Here is a 12,993-nt window from a genome sequence, read left to right on the forward strand (position 1 = left end):
AGCGTACAGAAGACGGCCGCCCGGCATTTGATCCTGGCACTGATGGCATCGACGGCCCTCGGTTGCGCCCTGGCGATCCCCTCGGCAGCCTCGGCCCAGCAGCAGGCGCCGGTCGGCGCCGCCGACCGGCCGGTGGATATCGCGATCCCGGCACAGCCCCTGCAGGCGGCACTGGACAGCTTCATCCGCCAGACCGGCTGGCAGATCGGCTATTCCAGCACTTTGGCGGCCGGCCGCACCTCCCGGGCGGTCACCGGCGCCATGGCGCCCGCCCAGGCCCTGGAAACGCTGCTGGCCGGGACTGGCGTCGGCTTCCGCATGGCCGGCCCGTCCAACGCCTCCCTGGTCGCGACGCAGGCTCCGGCCGCTTCGGTTGCGGAGGGAACGGCCGTTCCGGCGGGAGCCATGATGCTGGATCCCGTCACTGTTTCCGGCTCCACCGGCGGTTGGGGCGTCGGCCGGACCACCATCACGCCGGAGGATCTGGAACGGAAGAACCCCACGAGCATCCAGGAGGTTTTCGCCGGTGAACCCGGTATCCGGGTCGGCAGTTCCGTGCCGATGTCGCAGAAGGTCTATGTCAACGGTGTCGAGGAGACCAACCTCGCCGTCAGCATCGACGGAAGCCGCCAGAACAACAAGGTCTTCCACCACAACGGCACGACCCTCATCGATCCCAGCTTCCTGAAGATCGTGCGGGTGGATGCCGGGGTTGCGCCGGCCGATGCCGGGCCGGGAGCGCTGGCGGGGTCCATCGCTTACGAAACCAAGGATGCGCGCGACTTCCTGTCGGGAGACGGCGTCGGAGCCTTCGGCAAGTCCACTCTCAACACCAACGGACCGGTTCTGACGACCAACCTGGCCGGCTACGGTCTGCACCAGGGGCTGGAAGCCCTCGGCTTCATCACCTACGGCAAGGGCGGCAGGTTCAAGGCGGGGAACGGCGACGAGGTGGCCGGCACCGGGACCGACATCGTCAGCGGGCTCGGCAAGGCCGCCATCGAAACCGATGGCGGCAACCGGTTCCAGATCAGCTACGAGCGGGTCTATGACGATGCCGCGCGGCCTTTCCGGGCCAATATTGGCAGCATCGCGGGGCGTCCGCCCTGGGAACCGAAGGTGCGCGACTATACCCTCGACCGGCAGAATACGGTCTTCACATACACCACTACCCAGCCGACGGATCTTTGGGACCCGAAGGTGGTCCTGGCCTATGGCCGAACCGACGTGGAAACTCCGATCTTCCTCCGCCCGGTGCCGCCCAGCACGGTCCCCGGCAGCTTCCCCGGCACCGGAACGACGGACTCGCTGAACGGCAAGATCGAGAACCGGTTCTCCTTCGGCTTCGGTTCGATCACGGCCGGCACCGATTTCTACCGGGACGAGGGCACCTACGGGGACGAAACTTTCTCCGCCACCGAGAAGGCGAACAACTTCGGCCTTTATGCCCAAGCCCGGGTCGAGCCGTGGGAGCGCCTGCGCCTGTCCTTCGGCCTGCGCGGCGACCGGCAGAAGTTCGAGGGAACCACCGGGGAGGAATGGACCAACTCCGGCGTCAGCCACAACGCCTCCGGCGAATTCGATCTCATCCCCCGGTTCCTGACGGCAAAGGCCGGATACTCCCATTCCTGGGCGGGCATCCCGCTGGCCGAGAACTTCATCATGAACAGCGCGTGGCGTTACGGCACCGGGCCGGAACCCGTCACGTCGGACAACGTGACCGCCGGCCTGGAGGCGCGTTACCAGGGCTTCACCGCCGAGGGCCGCGTCTTCCGGACCGATATCGAAGATGCGCGGGCCGCGCGGTTCGCCGTCGCCAGCGCCACGCTCAGCCGCGACGTGAAGTCGAAGGGTTATGAACTCGGGGGCGGCTATTCTTGGAACGAAGGGTATGTCCGCGCCAAGTTCGCTGACATCGACGTCACGATCGACGGTCAGCCCGCGGATTCGGACACCGGAACCTATCTCGCCACGCCGATGGGGCGGATCATCACGCTGGGCGGCGCCCAGTTGATCGCGAACTGGGACATGACGGTCGGGGCCGATATGGAGATCGTGCTGGACTACGACGACGTCCAGGAGGGGCAACGGCCGCTGGACGGCTACGAAGTATTCAACATCTTCGCGGAATACCGGCCGGCCCGGTACTCGAACCTGACCTTCCGGCTCGACGTCCGCAACCTGTTCGACGCCACCTACGCGGACCGGGCCACCTATGGCCAGGAATTCGGGACGGTCACGCCGCTCTACCAGCCGGGCCGGTCTTTCCTGATCAGCGCTTCGGCCAAGTTCTGACCCCGCGGACGCCAGTACGGCCCTCTTGAATGCCACCGCCAGGATTGGCAAATCATGCCTTCAACTCAGCAGATCGCCGAACAAGTCACCTTCCAGAGTTTCGCCAACTGCTACTGGCGGGAGATCGATGCCGGAAGTCCGGCCCGGCATACCGTGCCGGACGGTCCGGCGGTCGAGTGCGTCGAATGGACCCTGACGTCCCAGAGGGCCGTCCTGCGCAGCGAGATCGTTGCCCGGTCGCTTTGCGGGCCGAGTTGCTTCGGCCGGCTCTGGACACGGCCGCTGGCGGACAGCGTCTGGCAGCAGGTCGAGCCGTTCTCCGCCCTGTGCTCGCTGGCGCGCGAAAGCTATGGGCAGGTCCGGCGCGGCGGAGCGCCGGACCTCCGGGGCAACGAGCTTGAACTCCTGCTCCGCGTTCTCCAGAGTTACCAATCGGTGCGCTGCTATCTGGACGCCCACAGGGATCGTCCCGCGGCGGCGGCCGACGATTTCATCGCCGCGGAACAGTCGCTCGTCTTCGGTCATTGGCTTCACCCGACGCCCAAGAGCGTCCAGGGCATGACCCACTGGCAGCAGCCGTGCTACGCCCCCGAACTTCACGGGCGGTTCCGCCTTCAGCTTTTCGCCGTGGCGGCGGACCATGTGAGCCATCGGTCCGCCTTCCGGCAATCCGCCCCGGAAATGATCGCCGACGCCCTCGGGGCTGACGCCGGACGCTTCGATCTCGCCGGCCGCGAGCAGATCATTCCCATGCATCCGCTCCAGGCGGAAGCGCTGCTGCTCGATCCGCGCGTCCAGGCTCTCCAGGCCCGAGGCGTGCTGCGGGTGCTGGGGCAGGGCGGCCCGTGCTTCACGGCCACCTCCTCCGTGCGCACGGTCTACAGCGCCGACAGTCCCTGGATGTTCAAGTTCTCGCTGCCGGTCCGGATCACCAACTCCGTGCGGGTCAACCGGCGGCACGAGCTGGAAGCCGGCGTCATCATGGCGAAGCTGATCGGCGCCATCGGCCCCACGCTCGGGCAGCGTCTCCGCTTCGTGCTGGATCCCGCCTACATCACGCTGGAGGCGCTGGGCGGGGACGAAAGCGGGTTCGAGGTGATCATCCGGGAAAACCCCTTCTCAGGCGGTCGGCAGCAGGGGGTCGTCGCGATCGCGGCGCTGACCGCCGACCCGCTGCCGGGGCAGGTGTCGCGGCTGGAACGGCTGGTCCGCCGCGTCGCAGCGGCGCATGGCTGGCAGCCGGAGGAAGCGTGCCGCCATTGGTTCGACCGGTATCTCGCCTGCGCGCTGGAGCCCCTGGTGCGGCTGTACGACGAGCATGGGATCGCCCTGGAGGCCCACCAGCAAAACGGATTGCTGGATATCGGGGAGGGGATGCCGACCCGCTTCCACTATCGCGACAACCAGGGATTCTACCTGTGCAATTCGTACCGCGAGTCGCTGAGGCGGCAGGCCCCGGAGGCCGACAACTTGCCGGCGCTCTATTACGACGAGGATGAGATCAACCGGCGCTTCTCCTACTACGCCATCGTCAACCAGGTCTTCTCGGTCATCGCCCGCATGGGCAAGGACGGCCTGATCGGCGAGGAGGTCCTGTTGCGCATCCTGCGCGGACGCCTCGAACACCTGGCACCGCAGATGATGCGGGCCGGCCGGTCTTTCATCGGCGGCCTGCTCGACAGCCCGACGATCGGGGCGAAGTTCAACCTCACGGCCCGGCTGTTCGACATCGATGAACTGCAGACGGCGAACGAGGCGGCGCTCTACGCGTATCTGCCCAATCCCCTGTGCCGGATGGCGGTCGAGGGTTCCGGAAGGGAATGCCATGCCCTTACCTCATGACTTGCCCGGCCGGGCTGACGAACGGGTCCTGAGACAGCTCGTCGGCGCCCTGCTGTTCGAACGGGTGCTGGACACCCGGGCCACCGAGGTGGATGGCGCGCCGGGTTTCGAATGGGATTCCGGCGGTGCGCAGTTCCGGTGCAGCGGCTCCGCCGGGCCGTTCGGGCGGTTGCGGATCGTCCCGGGATCGGTGCGGATGCGGCAGCAGGGCGGGCAGTGGGAACCGGCCGACCCTCGCCCGCTGGTCGAAGGCCTGGCAACTCCCGCCGCGCACAAGGTCTCCCTGCTGGCCGAACTGGACCGCACCGTGGCGCTGTGCCGGTGGAACGACGCCAACCTGCCTCGCACGGCGCGTCGGAGCCTGTCCTATGTCGACCTGGAAGGAGCGCTGGAGGAGGGCCATCCCTACCATCCCTGCTTCAAGGCCCGCCTCGGCTTCGACGAGGAGGACCACGCCGCCTTCGGACCGGAGGCGGGGCAGAGCTTCCAGCTGGTCTGGCTGCTGATCGAGCGATCGCAGCTCGACCAGGACCTGGGAGACGACGAGGAAGCGTTCTGGCGCGCGGAGCTGGGTCAAGCGACTTGGGAAGCGCTCGATGCGCGCCGTACCGCCGCCGGCAGGAGCGCCGCCGACTACGGCTTGCTGCCCGTCCATCCCTGGCAATGGCGCGCTCTCCGGGACCGCGAGTTGGCACCCTGGCTGGCCGTCGGACGCGCGCACGCCCTGGGGCCGCTGGGCGACCGGTACCGCGCCAGCCAGTCCGTCCGGACGGTGATGAACGTCGACGATCCCCGCAAGGCGGACGTGAAGCTGGCGATGAACATCGTCAACACGGCCTCGCGCCGGATCATCACGCCCCATTCGGTCTGCACCGGACCGGCGATTTCCCGCTGGCTGACGGCCGTGGTGGAGTCCGACCTTTTCTTCGATCAGGTCTGCCCTCTCACCCTGCGGACGGAATATGCCGGCATCATCGCCGACCGGGACGGGCCGCTTGCCGGGCAACTGGCCGTGCTCTGGCGCCGCAGCGTCACCGAGACCCTGCGCGAGGGCGAGGCGGCGGTGCCCTTCAACATGCTGATGGTCGTGGAAACCGACGGAGAGCCATTCGTCTCGGAATGGGTCGGAAGCTTCGGCCTTCTTCCCTGGCTCGAACGGCTCTTCGAGGTCGCCATCCTGCCGGTCTGGCATCTCCTGGTCTGCCACGGCATCGCGGTCGAGGCGCACGGCCAGAACATGGTCCTGATCCACCGGAACGGCTGGCCGGAGCGGCTGATCCTGCGCGATTTCCACGAGAGCGTGGAATATGTGCCCGAGTTCCTGAAAGACAGGGAAGGCGTGCCGGACTTCCCCAATCTGAATCCGGTCTACCGCGACGCTCCCCCGATCGGTATTACTGGTCGGATCGCGTGGACGCCCTGCGGGAACTGGTGATGGACACCTTGTTCATCTACAACCTGACGGAGGTGTCCCATCTCCTGAACCTTCATTACGGCCTGCCCGAACCGGTGTTCTGGCGGAAGATCCATGACTGCCTCGGGCGCTACGCCCGGCGGCAGGGCCTGGAGGAGCGCCATCGGCAAATCGGGCACGCGGCGCGGGAAATACTGACCGAGTCCCTGATGAGAGGAAAACTGCTCGATGCAAGAGAAGAGCTTCACCACCCGGTTCGGAACGTCTTCGCCGATTTCCGGGCCTGAAGGGGCGGGGAGCGTTCAATGATCCGAATCGACGACAGACATTACAGCCGCACGGAGATCGAGGATCTCACGGCGCGGTACACGGAGCGGGCCGGCCTCTCCGGTCATCTCGGCGTCCGGTTCGCGGCGTGCTTCAGCAGGACGATCGAGTGGCTGGGCCTATTCTTCGCCGTCCGGGCCGCTGGCGGAAGCCTGCTGCCGATCCACCCCAGCACGCCGCCCGCCGCGGCGCGGCGCATGGCCCTCGAAGGCGGCTGTCGTTTCCTCTTCCTCGACGGCATGACGCCCGAAGTGATCGCGCCAGAGACGGCTTCCGGGAACACCGGCCAGCTCGTGCAGATGAGCTCGGGGACCACGGGCGCTCCGAAGTACATCGCCCGGAGCTGGGCAGACATCGACCGGGAGATCGAGAGCTATGTCGGCCATTTCCGGGAGCCGGAGGGAATGACCCCGGTGATCGCGTGCCCGACGACCCATTCCTATGGGTTGATCTGCGGGCTTCTGGTCGGGCTTCGGCGGGGAGCGGAGCCGATGATCCTGAATACCGGGAACCCGAAATACATCCTGAAGAAACTGGCGGAGGTGGAGCGGCCTCTGCTCTATTCGTCCCCGGTCATCCTCCAGGCGCTGGCGAAGCTGTTGCCGGACGGAGAGAAGATCCACGCCGCCATGACCTCGGGCACCCTGCTGCCCGACCCCTGGTTCGAGCGGATCCGCCTCAAGACTCGGCACATGTACCAGCAGTACGGCTGCTCCGAGGCCGGCTGCATCGCCGTCAATCCCGACATGACGTCCTCCAGCGACATGGGGCTGCCGCTCCCGCATCACCGCCTGCGGGCCGGCGCGGGTCCGGACGCGCCGGAGGAGATCGTGGTCGAGGGCCGGGAAGGGGCGATCCACACCCGCGACCTGGGCTATCGGAGGCCGGACGGCATGCTGGTGTTCGTCTCGCGGCTGGACGACACGATCAACGTCTCGGGCCTTAACGTCTATCCCAAAGATGTCGAGGACGTGGTGATGGCGCTGCCCGGCGTCACGGACGCGGTGGCCTTCCGCAAGCCCGATCCGTTCGCCGGCGAACGGGTCGGCTTGGTCTTCAGCGCCAGCGAGCCGGTGCCCCACCACTCCATCCGCGCCTGGTGCCGGGAGCATCTGGCCGCCCACCAGCAGCCGACCGAGATCTTCCAGGCGGATTCCCTGCCGCGCATGGCGAACGGCAAGATCAGCCGGCGCCAGGTGGCGGAGTCCTACGCCGCGGGAATCGGCCGATGAGACAGGAAGAGGTCGTAGAGGCCATCCGTACCGTCCTGCGGGATCACCTGCGGAACCAGCATCTGCACCTGTTCAGCCCTTCGGCCCGGCTGAACGAGGATCTTTACATCGATTCCATCCTCATGATGGAGATCTTCCTCCAGCTGGAACTGTCCTTCGACCTCTCCGTGCCGGACCATGTCATGACCTCGCGGGAACTGGCGACCGTGGCCGATCTCGCGAGCCTGTTCGTCGGGGCGGACGCCGCTCCGCCGGCCGCTCCGCCGGCCCCTCCGCCGGGAAGCGTCCATGGCGAGGACTATGTCGACATCAAGGTGCATTGCTTCGTCAGCTCCGTATGCGACGCCCTGAAGCGCGCGCCGGGCATCGACCACCGGCCTTTCTACTTCGGTGTCTGGGACGCCGACTTCGCGATCGGCGACGGAACGCCGGGCAGGGACTGGACGCTGCTCTACCACGCCCCGTCCATCAGCCACGATTTCTTCCGCACCTGGTACCGGCGCCTCTACGGCCCCGAGGTTCGGGAATGGTATGACAGGACAAGGAGCAAGGCCGAAAACCTGGCGACCCTGCTGGATCTTGTCGAGACCAGGTCCGACACGCTGAGCGTCATGGCGATGGTGGATCTCCATCACCTGCCCGAGCGGGAGAACAAGTTCAACCAGAACCCCTTTCCCCATTACCTGATGCTGGAGAGGTCGGCCGACCCGGAGCTCTTCTTCGTCTCGGATCCGGATTTCCGCTGGGAAGGTGAGATCGCCAGGGAGAAGATCGTCCACGCCTTCTGCCAGCCGACGGTGGGCGGAGGGTTCGCGTTCGACCGGCGGGACATCCATCCGCCGGCGGCCGAGGACCTGAAGGCCTATTTCGAAGCCTGCTTCCACCCCGACGCCAACCCGCTGACTACCGCCGTTCGCCGGATCGTAGCAACCCATCTCGAAGGAATGGACGGCCGGAGCCCGGCGGGCCTTGGGACGGCGCTGCGGGAATTGCCGGTCATCTCGATCCGCAAATACGCCTACGAGCACGGGTTCGCGTTCTTCTGGCGCGCCCTAGGCCTTCCCGACGATACGTTCCTCGTCCATTGCGACGGGATCGAGGAGCTGATCCAGGGCTTCAAGGCGCTGCATTACGCGATCCTGCGGCTCGCCGAGACCGGTGACACCGGCCTTGCCGCCGACATCTTCGAACGGCTGGACCGGCTGGACCGGCTGGACCGGATCGAACTCGCCATCAAGGCGGAATTGGGCGCCGTCTTCCGGTCCTGGTGCGCGGTGAACCGACTTTCCGACGATCGTCGCCAGCGTGATGCCGAGGTGGCCTGATGAAGATCTCGCTCTGCACCATCACGTTCCGCCACCACCTGCTGTCGTTGGAGGATCTCGCGGTCTGGGCAGTGGCCAACGGCTTCCAGGGCATCGAACTCTGGGGCGCCCACGCCCGGAACATGGCGCACGACCCCGGCCGCAACGCTGCCTGGCTGGCCGGGTTCGGCCTGTCGGTCCCGATGCTGAGCGACTACCTGCCGCTCGACGGGGACGCCGGCGACCTGATGCGGAAGACCACCGACCTCTGCCGTCTGGCACAGCGCTGGCGAGCAGGCAAGATCCGCACTTTCGCCGGCGGCACCGGAAGCCGGGAGACGCCGGCCGCACGGCAGGCCTTTATCGCCGACCGGCTGCGCATGATCTGCGAGCATGTCGCCGACCACGGCTTGTCCCTCCTGGTCGAGACCCATCCCGGGACGCTGGCGGACAGTCTGGCGGCGACGCGCGCCCTGATCCGGGCGGTCGATCATCCCGCCTTGAAGATCAATTTCGACGTGCTGCATGTCTGGGAAGGCGGCGACGACCCGATCGGGGCGCGCCGCGACCTGCTCCCCCATATCGGCCACTACCACCTGAAGAACATTCGCTCGCGGGCGGACCTGACGGTGTTCGAACCCGCGAACGTCTATGCCGCGGCGGGTCGGCGCGACGGGATGGTGCCGCTGTTCGACGGCATGGTCGATTACCGGGCCTTCCTGGCCGAGCTTTCCGACGATCCCGGAGCCGAGGCCTCGCTCGAATGGTTCGGCAACGACTGTCACGAGATCCTGCGCCGCGACCGACTGGAGATCGGGAGCGAACGGGGTCGGCGCCGGAGGCCCGAAGCGGTGCCTGTCGCGCGCCGCCCGGCCCCGGCGGATCCTTTCGTCAGGGGAGCGGCCGGGGAGGGCCGAACTTAGCGGTCGATCTCCCCGAACACGATGTCGGGCCGGCAGCTATCCTTCCGCGGAGGGGCGTCCGAGCGGTGAACGGACCCCGTCGATCCACGTATCCAGAACGCGCAGTTCCGCATCGAGCATGACCAGGTCCGCCCGATGTCCGGCCGCCAGCCGGCCGAACCGGTCCTGCATGCCCAGGAACGTCGCCGGGTAGAGCGACGCCATGCGCAGGCTCTCCTCCAGCGGGAGGCCGAGAAGCCCCACGCAGTTCCTCACGGCCGACGCCATGTCGATGTCGGCGCCGGCCAGGGTGCCGCCTTCCGTGACCAGCCGGCCGTCCCGCCTGAAGATGCGCCTGCCGTACAGCTCGAACTCGGCCGCGTCCGTTCCGACCGGCGGCATGGCGTCGGTCACCAGGAACAGCCCGGCCGGTCCCTTGGCGGCCAGCGCCATCCGCAGGGTCGCCGGATCGACATGGATGCCGTCCGCGATGATGCCGCACCAGGTGCCGTTGCGTTCCAGCGCCGCCACGGCGACGCCCGGCTCCCGGCCGGAGATGGGAGGCATGGCGTTGAACAGGTGCGTGAAGCCGGTCAGGCCGTGCGCGACGGCGTCGAGCGTGCGGCCATACCCCGCGACCGTGTGCCCGGCCGAGACCACCACGCCGGCGCCGGCCAGCCGGGCGACGACCTCGTCCTCCACCCGCTCCGGCGCCAGAGTGACCAGCACCCGCCCGTGGGGCAATCGCTCCGGCAACCTGCAGAGGAAGTCCAGGTCGGCGTCGTCGGGTTGACGGATGTGGCGGGGATCGTGGACGCCAGGCTTGTCCGGGCTGATGAACGGCCCTTCGAAATGGATGCCCAGGATGCCGTTCTCCGGCCGACCCGCCGCGGCGATCACGGCCTCGGCGGCGGGCCGCATCCGGGAGCGCTCGTCGGTGATCAGCGTGGGCAGCAGCCCGGTGCAGCCGAACCGGCGCAGGGAAGCGGCCATGCGGAGGACGGTATCCTCGTTGGGATCGCCATTGAACAGCACGCCGCCGGCGCCGTTGGCCTGCACGTCGATGAAGCCCGGGGCAAGCAGGCTTCCTGCCGGCAGCCGGACGATATCGGCCTCCGCGGGCACGTCCGCCTCCGGCATCACGCCGGTGATCCGTCCGCCGTCCAGCGCGATGCCATGGCCTTCCAGGATGAGGTCGCCGGTGAACAACCGGGATCCGACCAGAAACTGTCCCAAAGGAAACGCCCCCTGCATTCAACCCGCCGCGAACATCCTATAGCAGCTGCCACTTCGGGCGGCATCGGGGAAGATGATGCCCATGGTGTGGCGCTCCCCGGACCGGACGCGGCTGACGCCGTGCTGGTGGCGCTCGCCGCTGGGGAGGACGACACGCTCGGCGGCCTGATCGCCTACCGTCCCTTCGCCCCCGATCCGCCCGGGCGGACCATCGCTCCGGCCTGGCGGGCGCAGCCCCTCAACGCCCCGCCGCCGCGTCCCCTGGGCCTGCTGGCGCCTCCCCGGTAAGCTTGATATGGGTCGGGTGGATATGCTCGATCCGGAAACCGAAGCGGTCGGCCAGGGCGTCGGCGACCCGCTGGCGGTGGCAGACTGCCGGATCGGCCTCGAAGCAGAGCAGGGCGCTGGGGCGCGTCCCGGCGACATCGGCGGCGCGCAGCAGGTCCAGTTCGGCCTCCGGGGTCGCCATGCGCTCGTCCACGATCCGCCAGAACAGCTCATGGTCCCCGCGCCGGGCGGCGAGGCGGCCTTCCTTCGGCGTGCCCAGCCCCTTGAGGTGGAGATACTCGATCCCGGCCGCTTCGAGGGAGGCGCGCAGCGTGCTCTTGGAGAACCCGGCGCGCCGCGACAGGGGCAGGTCGCGGACATCCATCAGCACCTTGACGCCGGCCTGCTTCAAGGCCGCCAGCAGGGCATCCGACGAGGCCCGCTCGTAGCCCACGGTCCAGATGGTTGGCGATGACGCCATGCGGCTTCCTCCTGCTCGACTTTGCCGTGATGCCTTCCCGGACGATCCTGTACAGTCCGGGAGAACTCATCAAGGAGGTTGACGATGGATCTGCTGGAGACGCTCGTCGTTGCGCGGACCGGAGACATCGGCGGGTTCGCGGTCCGACGCGCCCTGCCGTCGGTCAAGCGGCGCATGGTCGGCCCGTTCGTGTTCCTCGACCAGATGGGGCCGGCGGAGTTCATCATCGGCCACGGCCTCGACGTCAGGCCGCACCCGCATATCGGTTTGGCGACCGTCACCTATCTGTTCGAAGGCGAGATCCTTCACCGCGACAGCCTGGGCACGATCCAGCCGATCCAGCCCGGCGCGGTGAACTGGATGACGGCGGGCAGGGGCATTTCCCATTCCGAGCGCACGGCGCCGGAACTGCGGGCGCGAGGGTTCAACCTGTTCGGCATCCAGTCCTGGGTCGCCCTTCCGGCTTTCGCGGAAGAAACCGATCCCGCCTTCACCCATCATCCGGCGGACGACCTGCCGGTGATCGAGGGCGAGGGCAAGCGCGTGCGGGTGATCGCCGGCTCCCTGTACGGGGCGGCGTCGCCGGTCGCGACCCTGACCGAGACCTTCTACGCGGATGCGGCGCTGGATGCCGGGGCCGGCATCCCGCTTCCCGGCGACCAGGAGGAACGGGCCGTCTACGTGGTCCAGGGGCGCATCGAGATCGCCGGCGACCGGTTCGAGCCCGGGCAGCTCCTGGTATTCCGCCCCGGCGACCAGATCACCATCACCGCGCTGGAACCGGCGCGCCTGATGCTTCTGGGCGGAGCGGCGATGGACGGACCGCGGCATATCTGGTGGAACTTCGTCTCCAGCTCGAAGGACCGCATCGAGCAGGCCAAGGCCGATTGGAAGGCGGGGCGCTTCGGCGCGGTGCCGGACGATTCGGAGTTCATCCCCCTGCCGGAACGGTGACCCGCGCGCTGGCCGCAGCCGGCACTCGGATGGGCGTCACCGGGGCGGACAGCGACGTGGAGCCGAACAGGCTGGCGAAAGCGGGCGAGGTCACTACCGGAAGGCCGGAAAGGTCACTGTTCCGCTTGGCCGCCGGTTTCGATGCCCCGGCCGCTTTGGCTGTCTTGCCCCCCGCGGGAGCGGACGGCTGCGCGGGAGGGGCAAGGCCGGCCTCCTCCTCCGGTTCGCACTCCAGGGTCTCCAGGTCGGCGTCGGGGTGCGGCTTGTCGCCGAGATAGTGATGCGGGATGCGCTTGTCCTGCACGACGCCGCGCAGCCTCAGCCGAAGCTCGATGGCCCGCAACGCCAGCCCGAGGCTCTTGCGCTCCAGCGCCTCGTCGATGATGGTCCTGACGAGGGATGCCGCCTCGTCCAGGTCGGCTTGGTGGCCGGCCCGCCGGTCGGCGCGGAGCTGGTCCACGCGGACGCGGATTTCCGGCTGGGTCATCAGGACGGCGCCGCGCTGCTTCGCCCCGTTGGGCGAGTACCCCGCCCGGCGCGCCGCCTCGGCCCCGCCGACGCCGCAGGCCATGGCTTGGCAGAAGGCTTCCTGGCGGGGAGGCAGGACGATCACGGGCGGAGAGGCTGGGGCCGGTGTCGGGGACTGATGGTCGAGCATGGCTGGAGCGCCTTGGCCGGATAGGAACAATCCATGAACATTATCCGGTATTCGAGCTTGATGCAAGGCATCCCGGATGGC

At 67.9% G+C, this 12,993-nt stretch carries 11 protein-coding genes and 1 pseudogene; 9 read left to right on the top strand and 3 right to left on the bottom strand.

Annotated features, from left to right (window positions below):
• Positions 1-42 precede the first annotated feature (42 nt).
• The 7 genes and pseudogenes from DPR14_RS11530 to DPR14_RS11550 all read left to right on the top strand — a co-directional run bounded on the left by DPR14_RS11530 (position 43) and on the right by DPR14_RS11550 (position 9,337).
• Positions 43-2,295 (top strand): TonB-dependent receptor, encoded by a 2,253-nt coding sequence (locus tag DPR14_RS11530; protein WP_246149195.1) that lies wholly within the window; start codon positions 43-45, stop codon positions 2,293-2,295.
• Positions 2,296-2,349: 54 nt separating this feature from the next.
• Positions 2,350-4,137 (top strand): IucA/IucC family protein, encoded by a 1,788-nt coding sequence (locus tag DPR14_RS11535; RefSeq protein ID WP_211103969.1) that lies wholly within the window; start codon positions 2,350-2,352, stop codon positions 4,135-4,137.
• A 196-nt stretch (positions 4,138-4,333) separates the two neighbouring features.
• Positions 4,334-5,404 (top strand): annotated as a pseudogene (locus DPR14_RS27375) (IucA/IucC family protein); the annotation flags it as partial.
• A 38-nt stretch (positions 5,405-5,442) separates the two neighbouring features.
• The gene (locus tag DPR14_RS28705) at positions 5,443-5,838 is read left to right on the top strand and encodes an IucA/IucC family C-terminal-domain containing protein (protein ID WP_281352726.1); all 396 of its coding nucleotides are present in this window, start codon (positions 5,443-5,445) and stop codon (positions 5,836-5,838) included.
• Between the two features lie 18 nt (positions 5,839-5,856).
• A complete protein-coding gene (locus tag DPR14_RS27380) occupies positions 5,857-7,110 on the top strand; it encodes an AMP-binding protein (protein ID WP_192499420.1) in 1,254 nt (417 codons plus the stop codon).
• On the top strand, positions 7,107-8,435 hold the full coding sequence (locus DPR14_RS11545; protein ID WP_158045265.1) for a DUF6005 family protein: 1,329 nt from the start codon (positions 7,107-7,109) through the stop codon (positions 8,433-8,435). The genes DPR14_RS27380 and DPR14_RS11545 overlap by 4 nt, the downstream gene beginning before the upstream one ends.
• On the top strand, positions 8,435-9,337 hold the full coding sequence (locus DPR14_RS11550) for a sugar phosphate isomerase/epimerase family protein (RefSeq protein ID WP_158045266.1): 903 nt from the start codon (positions 8,435-8,437) through the stop codon (positions 9,335-9,337). Before DPR14_RS11545 ends, DPR14_RS11550 begins: the two co-directional genes overlap by 1 nt.
• Positions 9,338-9,373: 36 nt before the next feature.
• On the opposite strand, the gene nagA is transcribed toward DPR14_RS11550, so the two are convergent.
• Positions 9,374-10,552 carry an N-acetylglucosamine-6-phosphate deacetylase gene (gene nagA, locus DPR14_RS11555; protein ID WP_158045267.1) on the bottom strand — a complete coding sequence of 393 codons (1,179 nt, stop codon included), beginning with the start codon at positions 10,550-10,552 and terminating at the stop codon, positions 9,374-9,376.
• 87 nt (positions 10,553-10,639) lie between these two features.
• On the opposite strand from nagA, the gene DPR14_RS27385 reads away from it, so the two are divergent.
• The gene (locus DPR14_RS27385; RefSeq protein ID WP_192499421.1) at positions 10,640-10,840 is read left to right on the top strand and encodes a hypothetical protein; all 201 of its coding nucleotides are present in this window, start codon (positions 10,640-10,642) and stop codon (positions 10,838-10,840) included.
• On the opposite strand, the gene DPR14_RS11565 is transcribed toward DPR14_RS27385, so the two are convergent.
• On the bottom strand, positions 10,791-11,300 hold the full coding sequence (locus DPR14_RS11565) for a DUF488 domain-containing protein (RefSeq protein ID WP_158045268.1): 510 nt from the start codon (positions 11,298-11,300) through the stop codon (positions 10,791-10,793). The genes DPR14_RS27385 and DPR14_RS11565 overlap by 50 nt on opposite strands.
• 84 nt (positions 11,301-11,384) lie before the next feature.
• Between DPR14_RS11565 and DPR14_RS11570 the strand changes: the two genes are divergently transcribed.
• Positions 11,385-12,254 (top strand): pirin family protein, encoded by an 870-nt coding sequence (locus DPR14_RS11570; protein WP_158045269.1) that lies wholly within the window; start codon positions 11,385-11,387, stop codon positions 12,252-12,254.
• Here the strand turns inward: DPR14_RS11570 and DPR14_RS11575 are convergent.
• Positions 12,232-12,912, bottom strand: coding sequence for a terminase small subunit (locus tag DPR14_RS11575; protein WP_158045270.1), 681 nt, complete (start codon positions 12,910-12,912; stop codon positions 12,232-12,234). The two genes, DPR14_RS11570 and DPR14_RS11575, sit on opposite strands and share 23 nt — an antisense overlap.
• Positions 12,913-12,993 lie beyond the last annotated feature (81 nt).

It is taken from the genome of Skermanella pratensis (genome assembly GCF_008843145.1).
Lineage (GTDB): Bacteria > Pseudomonadota > Alphaproteobacteria > Azospirillales > Azospirillaceae > Skermanella > Skermanella pratensis.